The following is a 17,358-nucleotide window of genomic DNA, read 5'->3' as shown; positions in this document are numbered from 1 at the left end:
TAAAACTTCGCGGGTTTTTATTATGTTTAGTTAGCGCCGAACTTTTCTTCCCAAACCAACAGCATTTTTCATTCGTTGAAGTGTTTTGTTGGCTACACGGCGAGCGTTTTCTGCGCCCTCATCTAAAATCATATCTAATTCTTCTGAAGCTAGAAGCTCTTGGTAGCGCACTTGAATAGGTTCTAATAAGGCAACCACTGCTTCTGCTAAATCTGCTTTGAAGTCTCCATAGCCTTTGCCTTCGTAAGCTTGAACAAGTTCCTCAACAGTTTGACCTGTTGCAGCAGAATAAATATTTAGTAAGTTAGTAATGCCAGGCTTTTCTTCTTTATTATATTCAATTACACCAGTTGAATCAGTTACAGCAGAGCGGATTTTTTTACGAATCACTGCTGGCTCATCAAGCATTGAAATAAAGCCCTTCACATTTGTATCGGATTTACTCATCTTTTTCGTTGGTTCCTGTAAGCTCATAATTCGACTACCTTGCTCAGCAATTTTTACTTCAGGCATCGTTAAAATTTCTTGATTTTTTTGAGCGTAACGTTTGTTGAAGCGTTCCACAAAATCACGTGTTAGTTCTAAATGTTGTTTTTGATCATCTCCGACTGGCACTAAGTCAGCGTTGTACAACACGATATCACCAACCATTAATGGAGGGTATGTTAAAAGACCAGCACTTACGCCAGCACGACCATTTTTTTGCGATTTATCTTTAAATTGTGTCATTCGCTCTAACTCACCAATAGAAGTATTGCACTGAATGATCCAACCAGCTTCTGCATGCGCACTCACTTCAGACTGTATGAAAATTGTTGCTTTTTGTGGGTCTAAACCAACTGCTAGGTAAAGAGCTGCTAAGCTACGAATTTGTTGGCGTAGCTTTTGCGGTTCTTGGGGAACAGTAATGGCATGCTCATCCACAATACAAAAATAACAATTGTATTCATTTTGTAATTCGATAAATTGTTTCATCGCACCAATGTAATTTCCGATTGTCGGAGTACCACTGGGCTGAATACCAGAAAAAATTGTTTTCATTAAATAACCACCTGACTTTAGACTTAAGATAGTGAATAGTTCTATTATACATTTTATTAGCAAAAAATACATGGGAACTTCTTGAAAAGTCACCAAGATAAGTAAATTATAACAGCATCCATAAAAATAGAAAACTGTATTACTTTTTTACAGAATCATAACGAATATCCATAAAATTTATTAAAAATTAACCCTAATTTTACACGGATGTAATGAAGGAAAAATAAACAAAGTTAATAAAAAATGTTTAAAAACCCCTAGTATTTTTATTAGAAATTAGGTATACTGGTTTTAAATAGAGGAACAGTAAAGTTCCCTGTTTCAGAAACGCGATGATTCGCGAAAAGGAGTGATGCACAATGTTGACACTTTATACTTCCCCGAGTTGCACGTCATGTCGTAAGGCTAGAGCCTGGTTGCAAGAGCACGAAATTCCTTTTAAAGAAAGAAATATTTTTTCTGAACCTTTAAACATTGAGGAATTAAAAGCAATTTTAATCATGACAGAAGATGGAACAGAAGAGATTATCTCTACTCGCTCTAAAGTCTTCCAAAAATTAAATATGGATTTGGACGAGCTTCCACTTCAAGACCTATTAGAGTTGGTTCAAGAAAACCCTGGATTGTTGCGTCGGCCAATTATGATTGACGAGAAAAGATTACAAGTCGGTTTTAACGAAGATGAAATTCGTCGATTCTTACCAAGAGATGTTCGACAACTGGAATTGCGCCAAGCACAATTAATGGCAGGTTTATAAAAAATATAAAATTTTGTTCTTTATTTGTTAATTGTAATAAAGAACGATTCATATGAATTTAGGGCCAGGGATTTTTATCTCTGGCTTTTTAATACATATTTAGAATTTGTATTCATTTGATTTGGCAGAACGTGGTCAAGGAAAAATAGTATCTTTTTTGGAGAGACTGCGTTAAGATGAAGAGGTAGAAGGAGCGAAAAACCAATCGTTAAAAAAGTTCAAAGTTTATAAAACGCTCGCTAGTTTTCGAGGATTTACAGACTTTCCACTTTACTTTTGTGTAGTTTTCGCTACAATGAACGTAAGAAGTTTCCTGATTGAAGCAAAGAGAGGTGTAGCGCTATGGAAATGGAACATATTAATGAAAATACGATTCGTGTGTTAATTGGCAACGAAGACCTGGCGGATAGAGGGATTACTTTTCTTGACTTACTAGGAAACCACAAAGATGTTGAAAATTTCTTTTATAGTATTTTAGAAGAAGTGGATGTCGAAGATGAATTCCAAGGTAGTGAAGCAGTCACTTTCCAAGTCTTGCCTAAAAATGATGGCTTAGAACTGTTTATTAGTAAAAATGTCGCTATGGACGAATTGTCTTCCTTAGAAGGCCTAAGCGAAGTCAATGCAGATGTTAGCGAATTGATTCGCAAACAAATTGAAGCAGACAAAGCAGCCGCCGATGAACTTGACGAGATGGAAGCCACAGATGAAACCAACAGAAATGTAATCTTTGAATTAGATAATTTTGAAGCGATGATCCAATTATCCAAAGAAGTCTTCATGCAATCTGTTTTGACTAACTTATACACGTACAATGATCGTTATTACTTACAAGTTTTGTTCTTAACCGATGAATTAGAGAAAACAAATGTTGACAATGAGATCGCGCAGATTTTAGAGTTTGCTCATAAAACAACTGTCACTCAGGATACTTTAATCGAATATGGCACTTGTATTATGGAACGCAGTGCGCTGGAATTAACACGTTATTACTTTAATGATTAAGTAAAAAAGCAAAAACTTTCGGGTTTTTGCTTTTTTTTCGATGAAAATAAATAAACTTTGCGTAGTTTATTTATGAGAGGTGAAAATCATGTTAACAGCTTTAACGGCAGACAACCAAGAATTATTTTCTTTAATCGATTGCTCGATTGATGAATTAACACAGATACGAAGTGAACAAGCTTTTGTGTGCCCAATGTGTTATCAATCGGTAATTTTGAAGGCAGGCCCCATTAAAATACCCCATTTTGCTCATCGGAAAAGAAATAGTTGTTGGTACGAAGCAGAAGCTGAAACAGAAGAACACCTCCGCTTGAAGCAGCTTTTTGCGGAAAAGTGTTTACGCGAAAAGCTGTCCTTTCAAGTTGAAGCATATTTACCCACCTTGAAGCAACGCCCAGATTTACTCATTGGCAAGATAGCCATTGAAATTCAATGTAGCCCATTGCCAATTAAACGTTTGGTGGAACGGACGGAGACTTATCAAGCTCATGGCTATCAAGTTGTTTGGATTTTAGGTGAACGTTTAGTGCCTAAAGACAAACTCACGCAATTAACGAAACAATTCCTTTATTTTTCGGAGTCCTTGGGATTTTATTTATGGACGGCCGATAAGAAGCAAGAACGAATAGAATTACTTTGTCATATTGAAGAGAGTCAATGTCAACAATTTTATAGAAGAAAACAATCATGGGATTTTTACGAAAAAAAATTACTAGAAATCTTCCAACTGCCAATCGCTAATTTAAATTTACTGCCAAATAGACGTCACACTGGGCAATTGATACATGATTATTATCAAAAATTAACTCAACAACTTGGTTACAGAAATGCTCAGTTGCTTAGAACACAAAGCTTTTTATATACGAAAGGTTGTCACCTTCTCCAGTTACCTCCTTGGTTTTACTACCCTGGATTAAAGCTATTACCTTCTTCTGAAGAAGATATTCATTTAAAAATGCTTGTTTGGGAAGCACTAAAAATCGAAGAAGGACATTTAGTGACAAAACAGGAACTGTGGCGTATCTTGGAAGCTATTTTTTGGGAAGAAGGGAACTTTGTTTGGCAACCACTGCCGAATATTGGCTTAGAAAAGCTTTTTAAAATCGTGGGAAATAACTTATTGAGATGGTTACAAGAATGTCATGTGTTAATTAAAGTAAACAATAAGTACCTAATAACTAGTATTTTCCTAAGAGAAGATCCTGAAAAGCTCATTCATTGGCTAAAAAAAGTGAAAAAACAACATTTTTTTAGTCACACGTGTTAAATTATGATAGTATAATGAGTAAAACGTTTCTTAAAGGAGAGTAAACTATGAGTGAAATTAAACAATTACCGACACGTGATGAAGTTCCAACTTCATTGACTTGGGATTTAACCAAAATTTTTAAAGATGATGCTGCTTTTGATGTTGCTTATGAACAGTTGACAGAGGAGCTAAATCAAGCAGAGTCATTTAAAGATACATTAGGGAATGGCGCAGAAGCCTTTTTAGCTGCATTAGAATATGTTTTAGATGTCTATCGAAAAGTGGAAACATTATATGTCTATTCTCATTTAAAAAATGATCAAGACACTACAAATACAGCTTACCAAGCTTTATATGCAAGAGCTAGTTCTTTATATGCACAAGTCAGTGAAGCTGTTTCTTGGTTTGATCCAGAGCTCTTAACATTAAGTGATGAACAAATCTGGGGATATTTTGAAGAGCAGCCAAAATTAGCTGTTTATCGTCACTATATTCAAAATATTTTAGATGAACGTCCCCATGTTTTATCAATGGAACAAGAAGCTTTACTTGCGGGAGCTAGTGAAATTTTTGAGGCCTCAAGTAATACTTTTTCAATTTTAAATAATGCAGACTTAGAATTTCCAACTGTGCAAAATGCTGAAGGAGAAACGATTCAACTTTCTCATGGTGTTTATGGTCAGTTAATGGAAAGTGTCGATCCATCTGTTCGTGAAGCAGCATTTAAAGGGTTGTACAAAGTATACAAACAATTTAGAAATACATTAGCCTCAACTTTGGGTGCCCATGTTAAAACACATAATTATAAAGCAAAAATTAGAAATTATGATTCTGCTCGGGCAGCATCTTTAGCAAGTAATCATATCCCTGAAAGTGTTCACGAAACATTAGTAGCGGTAGTAAATAAACATTTACCTTTGCTGCATCGCTATGTAAAATTAAGAAAAAGATTATTAAACGTAGAAGAATTACACATGTACGACTTGTATGCACCTTTGCTAGGTGAAGCACCAATTCGTTACAGCTATGAAGAAGCAAAAGAAAAAGCAATTGAGGCTTTAAAACCATTGGGTGAAGACTATTTATCTATTGTTAAAGAAGCTTTTTCAAGTCGTTGGATTGATGTGATTGAAAATCAAGGAAAACGAAGTGGCGCATATTCTTCAGGAGCTTATGATACAGCCCCATATATTTTAATGAATTGGCATGATAGTTTGGATCAACTATTTACATTAGTCCACGAGATGGGCCATAGTGTTCATAGTTACTATACAAGAAATAATCAGCCGTATGTTTATGGTGACTATTCAATTTTCTTAGCTGAAATTGCTTCAACAACAAATGAAAATATTTTAACAGAATATTTATTACAAACAGAAACAGATCCTAAAGTACGTGCGTATGTCTTAAATCACTATTTAGACGGCTTTAAGGGAACCATTTTCCGTCAAACACAATTTGCGGAATTTGAACATTTTATTCACACGGAAGATGCTAAAGGCACGCCATTAACAAGTGAATATTTGAGTGAGTATTATGGCGAGCTTAATGCTAAATACTATGGACCAGAAGTAGTTAGAGATGAAGAAATTAGTTACGAATGGGCGAGAATTCCTCATTTTTATTACAATTACTATGTTTATCAATATGCAACTGGCTTCTCAGCCGCTTCGGCATTGTCTAAACATATTTTAGCTGGAGAAGAGGGAGCTTTAGAGAACTACCTTAACTACTTGAAAGCAGGAAGTAGTGACTTCCCAATTGAAGTGATGAAAAAAGCGGGCGTGGATATGACACAAGCCGCGTATATCGAAGATGCAATGAAAGTTTTTGAAGAACGTTTAACAGAATTAGAAGCTTTGGTTGAAAAATTATAGACAAAAAAGTGGGCTATAAGTCGAAATGACTTATAGCCCACTTTTTAAATCTTAAGATAATCAATCAACTACTTTTGTCGTAGTCTCTTTTTTATAATAAATGTAAATGTCCATTTGGAAAATGATAATTGGAGCGACGTTTAAATTCGAAGGTTGCGTCACCTTGGTCCAGCAACGGTTCGTTATGTGGATGGACACGACACAGTTGTTTAATTTCATCCATGTTTTCAAAATTTTCGACTAAAATGCCGAAATCATTCTCGCAAGTATAGTTGTAAACGACTGCGGTAGGGTGTTGTTTAATCCCCATTTCTCGAGCAACTTTTTGGTCGGTTTGGAAAGATTCTTTGACAAAATCTGATTGTCGGTCTTTACGATACATATCAATGTCCCCGCCGGCCGCTAGAAGTAGTTCTTCTGATAACTCAGGAGAGTAAGCTAGACCGTCTTCAGCTACTGCTTTTTGTAAGCCAATCAACAATTGTCGACCTTTTTTTCGGCCTTGTAACTGTGCTGCTTTATAGTCAAGAGCGGCTGAGTATAAATCTTCAAAAATTCGATTCCGTCGTTTAATGTCATTAATCGGAATATGTTGACGACTTAAAAATTCATTGATCGTTTTCATGTTTAATAAAGGGATAAAGCGCAATTGTATTTTCTTCTTGTCGTTAACAGACAATTGTATAATTTCTTTTTCAATTTCTAAACAGACGCCGCCTAAAGGATTGACGAACAAATAAATTTCAACCATTCATACTTCCTCCAATGCCATGCTTTTTCAAATACAGGTGCCAGAACGTCAGTGCTTCGAATACTAAGGGGCAGTGGTCCGCATCATGCGTTGAATCTTGTTAGGTGCAAGCGTAATGGGAATGTTCAAATCAGCCATTAATGTTTGAAACGCTTGCTTGCCGCTTTCAGCTTCAGTAACTTCTAACTCTAATTCAAAATCGTGCTGTTGGTTATACCAACTTTCGTCTAACGCAAGTAGTCCTTGAGGAATTTGTTTTTCTGCACGTGCTGTTTTTAATGAACCAATTAAATGGATTGAGGCGATTTCAATACCTAATTCTTGTAATTTTTTTGCAACAGCGCCCTCAGTAGGGAGTTGATTCATTTTGATAAAGTGGTTAGCCGTCTCAAGCGATAAAGGGTCATTGATTTCTAATAATCCTTCTGGCGCAGGAACTTTTAAGGTTAACTCACCACGATCTGCTAATACGCGAATTCTTAAGCCCATTCGTTGTGCTTTTAATTGAAAATCGTCCGTATCAAAATAATGATTTGTTTGCGTAAAAAAGTCCGTTTTTTGAATAGCAAAATGGTCGATTAATCGTTTGAAATCTTGTGGACTAACTAATGTTTTAAATTCAATTTCTAAGTGCTCACTCATGGGGTTCTCTCTCTTTCTTAAATCACTCCAATTTTCACATATTATATAGGTTTCCGTCAAGAAAAGTGGTCTTCTCTGTGAAAAAAATTTCTAATGAAAGGTGTTTGGAAATCAAATAGCGAATAACACCCTATTTTAGGGAGGACTGTGGTAAAATAATCAGTGAATGAAATTCAAGGAAATTGAGGGATCTACCATGGAACGAAAGTGGGAGCTGTTTTTAGCGCCATATGAACAGGCGGTCAGCGAATTAAAAGTAAAACTACGAGGTATTCGTAAACAATTTCGGGAGCAAGATAAACACATACCAATTGAATTCGTTACGGGACGTGTGAAACCAGTAGATAGTATTTTGACAAAGACGGCTATTCGGCATATTCCTTTAAATCGGATTGAAGAAGAAATGCAAGATATTGCTGGTTTGCGGATTATGTGTCAATTTGTGGAAGACATTTACCAGGTAGTCGCACTTTTAAGAAATCGTAAAGACTTAAAAATTGTGGAAGAACGGGACTACATTGAAAATAAAAAAGAAAGTGGCTATCGTTCGTACCATGTGGTGGTGGAATATCCTGTACAACTAGTCACTGGGGAAAAGATTATTTTGGCCGAAATCCAAATTCGGACACTCTCTATGAATTTTTGGGCAACGATTGAACATTCTTTGAATTATAAATATCAAGGTGTCTTTCCAGAAGAAATGAAAGAACGTCTTCAGCGAGCGGCAGAGGCAGCATATTTATTAGATGAAGAAATGTCATCTATTCGTGAAGAAATTCAAGAAGCACAACATTACTTCTCTCATGGCCGTGGCTTGCTAGAAAACGAATACTATAAGCAAATTAAAAACGAAACACCAGAAAATCAGTAAAGGAGTCTGCTTATGAAAGTGGCGATTGTTCATAACTCGGAAGAAAAATCGAAACAAGTCACAAAACAACTGACAACACTATTAGAGCAAAACCAAATTCAAATAGACAATCGTCAACCTGAACTTGTGATTTCAGTCGGCGGAGATGGTACGCTTCTTTCCGCTTTTCATCGATTTAATCATCTGTTAAACGAAGTAAGTTTCTTAGGTGTACATACCGGACACTTGGGTTTCTATACAGATTGGCGTGATTATGAATTAAAAGAACTAGTTGAGAGTTTGTGTATTCATCGTGAAAAAAGTACGAGTTATCCATTATTAGATGTGCGGATTCGGTTTAGAGATGGGAAACCAGATAAACATTTTTTAGCATTAAATGAATCGACAATTAAACGAGGAAACCGGACGATGGTGGGCGATGTGTTTATTAAAGACGAACTGTTTGAACGATTTCGTGGTGATGGGTTGTCGATTTCGACCCCCACTGGCTCTACTGCGTATAATAAAAGCATTGGTGGAGCTGTTTTACATCCCAGCATTAATGCGTTTCAGTTAACAGAAATCGCCTCCTTAAACAATCGTGTCTTTCGAACATTGGGTTCACCGATTGTAATCGCACATACGGAGTGGCTGGAGATTAAATTACAGGAAAGTGATGATTATTTTGTCACGGTGGACCAATTAGATATTTATCAAGAAAATATCGCTTCTGTCTGCTATCGAATTGCAGACGAACGGATTCATTTTGCCTCTTATCGGCACATGCATTTCTGGCATCGAGTGAAAGATGCCTTTATTGGTGAGGATTAATTAAACGATGGAATTTCAATGGATATATGACAAAGAAACAACACAACAAGTGAAATATTTTTTAAAGGAACAAGGCGTTTCAAAAGGGTTATTAGCGAAGGTGAAATTTCAGGGTGGTAAAATCCAAGTGAATGGGACCGTTCAAAATGCCATCTATCCTTTACAAACTGGCGATGTCATTAAAATGACGATTCCAGATGAAGCAGAACATGAGACGTTATTAACAGATGATGAACCGATTGAAATTGTGTTTGAAGATGATCATTTTTTAGTAGTTAATAAGCCTGCTGGCATTGCCTCGATACCTGCACAGTATCATCCTTCAGGAACGATGGCGAATCGTGTCAAGGGGTATTACAAGCGACGAAATTACGTGAATCAAGTCATTCATGTCGTGACTCGTTTAGATCGAGATACTTCTGGGCTGATGTTATTTGCGAAACACGGCTTTGCCCATGCTTTAATTGATCAAGAATTACGAGAAAAAAAGGTAACAAAAATTTATTATGCCCTTGTTGGTGGTGCGATTGAGCAGTTAAACGAGCATCAATTGATTGAAAAGCCAATTGGGCGCGACTTGTCCTCTTTATTAAAACGTCAAGTTATCGAAACGGGTCAATTTGCTAGTACAGAATATTGGCTCGCAAAAAGAGGAGCCCAAGCAGCAGCTGTGCGCATTCAGCTCCATACAGGACGAACACACCAAATTCGGGTACATTTTGAAGCAATTGGCTGTTCATTGTTAGGGGATGAGATGTATCATGGAGAGATGGATCAAGGAATTGAGCGGCAAGCGTTGCATTGCATGGAACTAATTTTTACTCATCCTTTTACCAAAGAAACGGTTCATCTGATTTCCCCACTAGCGGAGGATATGAAAAGTGTAGATGATACGTTATAATAATAAAGAGGCAGGAGGGGAAAGTGTAAGATGAATGAAGGCCAAGAAATGGAAGAGCAATTTGCCCTTCTTTTAGAAACGCTAAAAAATCAACAAATGAACGAATTTCGTGAGCTATTTTTAGCGTTACACATTTATGAACAAGGACAATTTTACCAATCGTTAGATGAAAAAGACCGACAACATTTATACAATTACCTATCTCCGAAAGAATTAGCGGATATGTTTGATGTTATCGAAGAAGATAATGAGAATATGAAAGATTATTTAGCTGAAATGCGCCCAAGTTATGCAGCAGATATGTTAGCTGAGATGTATACCGATAATGCGGTGGATTTACTAAATATGTTAGATAAAAGTCAAAAGGCGAAATATCTTAGTTTGTTAAGTAGTGAAGAAGCAGGCGAAATTAAAGAGTTACTTCATTACGAAGATGAAACTGCTGGGGCGATTATGACCACCGAATTTGTTTCGATTGTGGCGAATCAAACAGTGCGTTCTGCGATGTACGTCTTAAAGAATCAAGCGGACATGGCGGAAACAATCTATTACGTTTACGTAGTCGACCAAGAAAATCATTTAGTCGGCGTTATTTCGTTGCGGGATTTAATTGTTAATGATGATGATACCTTGATTGCTGATATTTTGAATGAACGGGTTATTTCAGTTCATGTTGGCGATGACCAAGAAGATGTCGCGCAAACAATTCGTGACTATGACTTCTTAGCTGTGCCAGTTACAGATTATGATGATCATTTGTTGGGGATTGTAACAGTTGATGATATTATTGATGTTATCGATGATGAGGCCGCTAGCGACTACTCTGGTTTAGCCGGGGTCGACGTTGAAGAAGTTAGTGAGAACCCTTTAAAAGCCGCTTCTAAACGATTACCTTGGTTAATTACGCTGCTGTTTTTAGGAATGTCTACGGCCTCGTTAATCAGTAATTATGAGTCTTTAGTTAGCGAAGCGAGTATTTTAGCCGTTTTTATTTCTTTAATTACCGGAACAGCCGGCAATGCCGGGACACAATCATTGGCGGTCGCGGTACGCCGTTTGGCTATGAAAGATGAAAAGGATAGTAATTTTGGTCGCTTAATCTTAAGTGAAGTGCTCACAGGATTAGTGACGGGGGCTGTGACAGGTTTAACCATTATGATTGTGGTTGGCGTGTGGCAACATAATCTTCCGCTTGGATTTGTGATTGGCATGGCAATGCTCTGTGCAATTACTGTAGCGAATTTAGCAGGGAGTTTAATTCCGATGTTAATGGACAAATTAGGGTTTGATCCCGCAGTTGCCAGTGGCCCGTTTATTACTACGTTAAGTGATTTAACCAGTGTATTAATTTATTTCAATATTGCAAGCATGTTTATGCGTTATTTTGTTTAAAAAATTGCACTTATTTATCATGAGACTGAGGTAAAAGGATTCGTTGGTTTGCTTAAAATTAAAAAAGTGAGGCAGCCGTCGTTGCGACGGCTGCCTCGCTTTTTTAGATACAAGAAATTAAACAATTTTTGTGCCATGGACTTCTGTCACTTTTAAAGTATCAATCACAGTCTGAACGTTTTCTGTGGAAATACCGCCACCTGGTAAAATAAGAATCCGTTGATCTGCATAGGCAATTAATTCTTTTAAATGATCAAAGTTGTCTTCGATGGGGGTACCAGCTGGTCCGCCATGAGTTAAAATACGCGTAACACCACGCTCAGCTAACCAGTCGATCGCTTTAAATTGGTTTTCTTTCGACAAGGCATCAAAAGCCATATGGAAAGTGATTTGCAAGCCTTCAGCTGTTTCAATGAATAAGTCCAAAGCTTCTTCATCTAACCAACCATCCTCAGTTAAACAGCCAATAACAATGCCGTCGGTTCCTAATTTCTTTGCTTCGATTAAATCGGTATGCATAATTTTTAATTCAATATCATTATAGACAAAATTGCCGCCACGAGGACGAATGATTGTCATCACTGGTACAGAATGTTCGCCAGCGTATGCTAAGACTTCTTCAATAACACCAGTACTTGGCGTCGTTCCACCCACGGCTAAGTTATCGCATAATTCGATGCGATTCGCACCTTTTTGAATGGCTTGGGGAATCTTAGTGAAATTTTCGGCACAGAATTCTTTAATCATTTCTTATCGCTCCTTGCTTTTTCTTCACAGGCATTGTACCATAATTCTGCTTACTACCATAGCCCTGAAAAAAAGAGTGCAACTTTTTATAAGAGAAAATGTTCATTTGATGAACGTAAGGAGTTTTAAATGTTAAAGAAAATTGAACGAGCACAACAATTATTGAAAAAAGAAGCAGCCGTATTTCGCTGTCCAACTTGTCATGAACCAATGCATTTAGAAGGGGTTGGTCTGATTTGTCAACAGAGGCATCAATTTGATCTATCCAAGAAAGGCACACTATACTTTCTAAATCATGGCGTTCAGACAGAATATAATAAAAAAATGTTTACTTCTCGAGGAAAAATGATTCAAAGTGGCATGTACGCGCCTGTTTTAAACAAAATTATGCACTATCTTCCTCAAAATAAAACAGTAGTCGATGTTGGTTGTGGTGAAGGGAGTTTTCTAGCTGAGTTAAGTCAAGCAGGCTTATCTGGACTGAAAATCGGGTTTGATTTATCAAAGGAAGGAATCTATTTAGCAAGTAATCAACCAATTGATGCTTTTTGGTGTATGGCGGATTTAACGAATTTGCCATTTGCGGATGAAGGGCTTGATGCGCTTTTAAATATTTTTTCTCCTTCACATTATCAGGAATTTCGGCGAGTACTAAAAGCTGAAGGGACTGTTATTAAAATTATTCCTGAAGAGCATTATTTAAAGGAATTACGAGCGGCTTTTTATCCCAATGACGAAAAGAAACAAAGTTATTCCAACCAAAAAGTAGTTCAACGTTTTGCCGAGGAATTAGCTGTGGAAGTAGATGAACGAATAACTTATCGCTTTGACATTCCCGAGGAAAGACGGTTGGATTTATTAGAAATGTCGCCATTAGAGTGGCAAGTTTCTCAAGAAGTTAAAGCCGAGCTACAACAGCGACCGTTGGAAAAAATCACGATTGACGTCCGCTTGTTAGTGGGTCGTAAAAGATAGACTTTTTTGTGAAGAAAATCCTAAAAAAGTCTTGCAATAAAGTGACATTGGTGTTATATTACTTACAAGTTGTTTTTTCATTGGTTTTTATCAGGGTCCTGTTCTGATAAAAGTTAGTGAAGAGACCTTCACTAACGTAACGACTCGCCGTGCTAGACACCGAGACGGTACGTTTTTTTTATTGGTTAAAATAGTTGCCGCCTGACATCATCGCGTCATGCGGTTTTTTTGAAAATAAGTATTATGGGCGCTATTTATTTTGAATTTATGCTAAAATGAATACGATTGATATTTGAGGAGCTGAAGATAGTTGACGAACCATATTGTTTTATTTGAACCACAAATTCCAGCAAATACTGGAAATATTGCACGGACGTGTGCAGCGACGAATGCACCGTTGCATTTAATTGAACCTTTAGGATTTTCAACAGATGATAAACACTTAAAACGTGCCGGATTAGATTATTGGAATGATGTAAATATTACGTATCATAAAGATTTGGCTACCTTTTTAGCCCATGTGGCAGGCAAGCACTTGCATTTAGTAACCAAATTTGCTCACCAAACATACAGCGAGGTCAATTATAATGATGGCGAGGACCATTATTTTCTTTTTGGAAAAGAAACAACGGGCTTACCAGAAACGTTTATGCGAGAAAACGAAGAAAAGTGTATCCGAATTCCTATGAATGATGAACATGTGCGCTCATTGAATCTTTCTAACACTGCCGCATTAATTGTTTATGAAGCCTTACGTCAGCAAAATTTTCCGAACTTAGAACTGACGCATCATTATGAAAATGATAAATTAGATTAAAAAAAGTTAGGGCAGCAGCGCTTTTTTCAAAAATGTCAGAAGCAAGTGGTTTTATTTTTACTGTTGCCCAATTTCCAAGCCTAGAACAAAAAGCAATTTAGATTGTTGTTCTAGGCTTGTTTTGCTTGGACTACTAGAAACTTCCATGGATATTTTCGCAGGGAAGTGATAAACTAGAAAGACATATGAAGAGATTAAGAAGTTTGGAGAAGTTACATGAAATTATATTTTACACGACATGGAAAAACCGAATGGAATCAACAGAAACGATTTCAAGGAATGACAGGGGATTCGCCGTTATTACCAACTAGTTATGATGAAATTAAACAATTAGGCCAATATTTACAAGATATTCCGTTTGAAAAAATTTATTCTAGTCCGCTGTTACGTGCTAAAAATACTGCGCGGGGAATTCAACAAGAATTGAATCATCCAGTTGAAATTGTTTATACAGATAGCTTAAAAGAATTAGGTTTAGGTCGTTTAGAAGGACAATATATTGAAGAAATGCGTAATTTTTATGGAGAAGAATTAGATCATTTACGGTATCGTTTAGATTTGTATGATCCAACAGTTTTTGATGGTGAACCGATCGAGCAAGCGATTCAACGGATTTCAGAAACAGTTGCCGAAGCGGCGAAGCAATACGAAGGCCCAGTTCTATTTGTCGGACACGGTGCAGCTCTGACGGCGGCAATCCAAGCGATGGCTGGTAAACCATTATCAGAATTACGGACAATGGGCGGGCTGTTAAACAATAGCCTCTCAATCCTTGAAACCAAAGAGGCAACAAGGAACATGCCATACGACTTAACACTATGGAATGATACGTCTTTTTTAGCTAAAGAAAAAGTCCAATAAGCACAAAACAGAAAGGAGGGCTTGTGGTGGTAACACTTTTTGGTGAGGACGAAGAAAAAGCCTTTATTGTTGGGACTGTACAAGCAATCTTTTTTGAAAATCCTAGTAATTTTTATAAAGTCGTTCTTGTAAATGTGACCGATACAAATACAGATTATTTAGAAAAAGAAATTGTAGTGACTGGAAGTTTTGGCCAAGTTCAAGAAGAAGAGCCCTATCGTTTCTTTGGTCATTTTGTGGACCATCCTCGTTATGGCAGACAGTTTCAGGTGGACAGTTACCAACAAGAAAGACCGACTTCAGCTAATGGGGTGGTTAACTACTTATCAAGTGATAAATTTCCTGGGATTGGTAAACGAACAGCTGAAAAAATTGTTGAAGTATTAGGAGAAAGTGCGATTGACCGAATTATTGATGACCCAAGTGTTTTAGAAGAAGTTACTGTTTTAAATGAAAAAAAACGTCAAGTAATCGTCGAAACAATTCGCTTGAATCACGGGATGGAGCAAGTGATTGTGGGACTAAATCGATACGGCTTCGGTAGTCAGTTAGCTTTTTCAATTTATCAAACCTATCAAGAAGAAACCCTTTCTGTGATTCAAGAAAATCCTTATCAGTTAGTTGAAGATATTGAGGGGGTCGGATTTAAACGAGCGGACAATATTGCTGAACAAATCGGCATTCAGGCGGATTCTGCTGTTCGAATTCGAGCGGCTATTTTACATGAAGTGTTTGAACACTCTATTCGCTCAGGCAATACGTATGTTCAAGCAGATGTTTTGTTAGAAGAAGCGATTCGGACCTTGGAAGCAAGTCGCCCAGTGGAAATCTCACCTGATCAAGTGGCCAATGAAATCATTACGTTAGTCGAACATGGAAAAATCCAACAAGAAGAGACTAAACTTTTTGAGAACAGTCTCTATTTCTCTGAATGGGGCATTGGTACTTCGATTCAGCGTTTACTTTCTCGTAAAAAAGAAATTCATTATGAGGAAGAAGAAGTCCAAAAAAATATCCGAATGATTGAGAAACGTTTAAATATTCAGTATGGCGACTCGCAGCAAGCAGCGATTGAAGAAGCGATTAAATCGCCGTTATTTATTTTAACTGGAGGGCCCGGAACAGGGAAAACAACTGTTATTAATGGGATTGTCTCGTTGTTTGCGGAACTAAACGGTCTTTCATTAGATCTCAAAGACTACACGCAGGAGATGTTTCCAATCTTGCTAGCGGCGCCAACTGGGCGAGCAGCGAAACGTATGAACGAAACGACAGGTTTACCTGCAAGTACCATCCACCGTTTGTTAGGCTTGACAGGTCGTGAAAAAAATCCGAGTTTAACCGCCAAAGAATTAGAAGGCGGTTTGCTAATTGTAGATGAAATGTCAATGGTGGATACTTGGTTAGCCAATACGTTATTAAAAGCTATTCCGACAAACATGCAAGTGATTTTTGTTGGTGATAAGGATCAGTTACCGTCTGTCGGACCAGGACAAGTCTTACATGACTTATTGCAAATTAACGAAATTCCCAAATGTGAGTTAAACGAAATTTATCGTCAGGGAGACGGTTCAAGTATTATTCCTCTTGCCCATGAAATTAAAGAAGGAAAGTTGCCTGCTGATTTTCAAAAAAATCAAAAGGATCGCTCGTTCTTTGCAAGTGATATTGGTCATATCGAAGAATACATTCGACAAATCGTCACAAAGGCAAAAGCAAAAGGGTTTACGCCGCAAGATATCCAAGTTTTAGCGCCAATGTATCGTGGCGCGGCCGGCATTGATGCCTTGAATAAGATGATGCAAGAAATCTTCAATCCAAATGATGGTAAGAAAAAAGAAGTCAAATGGAATGACACCGTCTATCGGATTGGGGATAAAGTTTTGCAACTAGTCAATACGCCAGAATTAAATGTGTTCAATGGAGATATGGGAGAAATCGTCGGAATTACTTTAGCCAAAGACTCAGAGGACAAAGTGGACGAGTTGGTTTTACAGTTTGATAATAATGAAGTAACGTATAAAAGAAATGAATGGAATAAAATTACGCTATCGTATTGTTGTTCGATTCATAAAGCGCAAGGTAGTGAATTCCGTATGGTGTTACTGCCAATGGTCCATCAGTATAGCCGAATGCTGCAACGAAATTTGTTATATACAGCAGTGACACGTAGTAAAGAATTATTAATTCTATTAGGTGAGGTTTCTGCTTTTGAAACATGTGTCAAAAACGAATCGGCTAGTCGCATGACGATGTTAAAAGAACGAATCGTGAACGCAGAACAAATGACCTTAACGACTAGAACTCAGTTAGAAGCCTATGAAGAAGGCTTAACGGCAGACCATCCATTTACTGAAAAAGAAACGAAAGCTGTCTCTTATGAAACCGAACAGCAATCAACGAAAGCCAATCAGATCAAAGAAACAGACGAGCAATTAGTTGACACGACGGTACAAGAAGTTTCACTATTTGCTGATGAAGTGGAAGAGTCAACCCCAGAAACAGCAAATAAAGCGACAAAAGTTGTCGAAGAATCATTACCAAAAGAACCACGACTAACAGTCGAAATTATTCAAACAAATGCTGTTGATCCAATGATTGGAATGAAGGATACGACGCCTTATCAATTTATGTGAGAAAAGGAAAGAGTGCCATAAGTCG

Annotated in this window: 16 protein-coding genes; 12 read left to right on the top strand and 4 right to left on the bottom strand. The window is 37.3% G+C overall.

Annotation, left to right across the window (positions count from 1 at the left end; all coding sequences use genetic code 11):
* Positions 1 to 30: 30 nt before the first annotated feature.
* Entirely contained in the window at positions 31 to 1,041 is a 1,011-nt protein-coding gene (gene trpS / locus IGL49_RS09535; RefSeq protein WP_104854897.1) for a tryptophan--tRNA ligase, read from the bottom strand.
* A gap of 359 nt (positions 1,042 to 1,400) precedes the next feature.
* Here trpS and spxA point away from each other — a divergent pair, with 359 nt between their 5' ends.
* The 4 genes from spxA to pepF all read left to right on the top strand — a co-directional run bounded on the left by spxA (position 1,401) and on the right by pepF (position 5,930).
* Entirely contained in the window at positions 1,401 to 1,799 is a 399-nt protein-coding gene (gene spxA, locus IGL49_RS09530; protein ID WP_002356477.1) for a transcriptional regulator SpxA, read from the top strand.
* A 342-nt stretch (positions 1,800 to 2,141) separates the two neighbouring features.
* The gene (locus tag IGL49_RS09525) at positions 2,142 to 2,804 is read left to right on the top strand and encodes an adaptor protein MecA (protein WP_104854896.1); all 663 of its coding nucleotides are present in this window, start codon (positions 2,142 to 2,144) and stop codon (positions 2,802 to 2,804) included.
* An 88-nt stretch (positions 2,805 to 2,892) separates the two neighbouring features.
* Positions 2,893 to 4,071 carry a competence protein CoiA gene (locus IGL49_RS09520; protein WP_104854895.1) on the top strand — a complete coding sequence of 393 codons (1,179 nt, stop codon included), beginning with the start codon at positions 2,893 to 2,895 and terminating at the stop codon, positions 4,069 to 4,071.
* Between the two features lie 47 nt (positions 4,072 to 4,118).
* The gene (pepF, locus tag IGL49_RS09515) at positions 4,119 to 5,930 is read left to right on the top strand and encodes an oligoendopeptidase F (protein ID WP_104854894.1); all 1,812 of its coding nucleotides are present in this window, start codon (positions 4,119 to 4,121) and stop codon (positions 5,928 to 5,930) included.
* A 91-nt stretch (positions 5,931 to 6,021) separates the two neighbouring features.
* Here pepF and IGL49_RS09510 read toward each other — a convergent pair whose 3' ends face one another.
* On the bottom strand, positions 6,022 to 6,681 hold the full coding sequence (locus tag IGL49_RS09510; protein WP_002356482.1) for a ClpXP adapter SpxH family protein: 660 nt from the start codon (positions 6,679 to 6,681) through the stop codon (positions 6,022 to 6,024).
* Between the two features lie 63 nt (positions 6,682 to 6,744).
* Positions 6,745 to 7,323, bottom strand: coding sequence for a CYTH domain-containing protein (locus IGL49_RS09505; RefSeq protein ID WP_104854893.1), 579 nt, complete (start codon positions 7,321 to 7,323; stop codon positions 6,745 to 6,747).
* A 196-nt stretch (positions 7,324 to 7,519) separates the two neighbouring features.
* Here IGL49_RS09505 and IGL49_RS09500 point away from each other — a divergent pair, with 196 nt between their 5' ends.
* Genes IGL49_RS09500 through mgtE form a run of 4 tightly spaced genes read left to right on the top strand, consistent with a single transcriptional unit; the run spans position 7,520 to position 11,297 of the window.
* Positions 7,520 to 8,194, top strand: coding sequence for a GTP pyrophosphokinase (locus IGL49_RS09500; RefSeq protein ID WP_280211001.1), 675 nt, complete (start codon positions 7,520 to 7,522; stop codon positions 8,192 to 8,194).
* 12 nt (positions 8,195 to 8,206) lie between these two features.
* A complete protein-coding gene (locus tag IGL49_RS09495; RefSeq protein ID WP_002356486.1) occupies positions 8,207 to 9,004 on the top strand; it encodes an NAD kinase in 798 nt (265 codons plus the stop codon).
* A 7-nt stretch (positions 9,005 to 9,011) separates the two neighbouring features.
* The gene (locus tag IGL49_RS09490; protein WP_104854891.1) at positions 9,012 to 9,905 is read left to right on the top strand and encodes an RluA family pseudouridine synthase; all 894 of its coding nucleotides are present in this window, start codon (positions 9,012 to 9,014) and stop codon (positions 9,903 to 9,905) included.
* 30 nt (positions 9,906 to 9,935) lie between these two features.
* Positions 9,936 to 11,297: a magnesium transporter gene (gene mgtE, locus IGL49_RS09485; protein WP_002362548.1), complete on the top strand. Its 1,362-nt coding sequence runs from the start codon at positions 9,936 to 9,938 to the stop codon at positions 11,295 to 11,297.
* Positions 11,298 to 11,414: 117 nt separating this feature from the next.
* Here mgtE and cutC read toward each other — a convergent pair whose 3' ends face one another.
* Positions 11,415 to 12,044 (bottom strand): copper homeostasis protein CutC, encoded by a 630-nt coding sequence (gene cutC / locus IGL49_RS09480; RefSeq protein WP_104854890.1) that lies wholly within the window; start codon positions 12,042 to 12,044, stop codon positions 11,415 to 11,417.
* A 129-nt stretch (positions 12,045 to 12,173) separates the two neighbouring features.
* On the opposite strand from cutC, the gene IGL49_RS09475 reads away from it, so the two are divergent.
* The 4 genes from IGL49_RS09475 (at position 12,174) to recD2 (ending at position 17,333) form a co-directional block, all read left to right on the top strand.
* Complete coding sequence (locus IGL49_RS09475) at positions 12,174 to 13,019, top strand: methyltransferase domain-containing protein (RefSeq protein ID WP_104854889.1); 846 nt, start codon at positions 12,174 to 12,176, stop codon at positions 13,017 to 13,019.
* A gap of 310 nt (positions 13,020 to 13,329) precedes the next feature.
* Positions 13,330 to 13,836, top strand: coding sequence for a tRNA (uridine(34)/cytosine(34)/5-carboxymethylaminomethyluridine(34)-2'-O)-methyltransferase TrmL (gene trmL / locus IGL49_RS09470; RefSeq protein WP_104854888.1), 507 nt, complete (start codon positions 13,330 to 13,332; stop codon positions 13,834 to 13,836).
* Positions 13,837 to 14,052: 216 nt separating this feature from the next.
* Positions 14,053 to 14,697, top strand: a complete 645-nt coding sequence (locus IGL49_RS09465; protein ID WP_104854887.1) for a histidine phosphatase family protein — start codon at positions 14,053 to 14,055, stop codon at positions 14,695 to 14,697.
* Between the two features lie 26 nt (positions 14,698 to 14,723).
* Positions 14,724 to 17,333: an SF1B family DNA helicase RecD2 gene (gene recD2 / locus IGL49_RS09460; protein WP_104854886.1), complete on the top strand. Its 2,610-nt coding sequence runs from the start codon at positions 14,724 to 14,726 to the stop codon at positions 17,331 to 17,333.
* The last annotated feature ends 25 nt before the right edge of the window (positions 17,334 to 17,358 follow it).

Origin of the sequence: Enterococcus sp. DIV1337a, assembly GCF_051712285.1 — a bacterium.
Lineage (GTDB): Bacteria > Bacillota > Bacilli > Lactobacillales > Enterococcaceae > Enterococcus > Enterococcus faecalis.
Note: the sequence above shows the minus strand (reverse complement) of the source record. Positions and strands in the feature narration are given on the sequence as shown.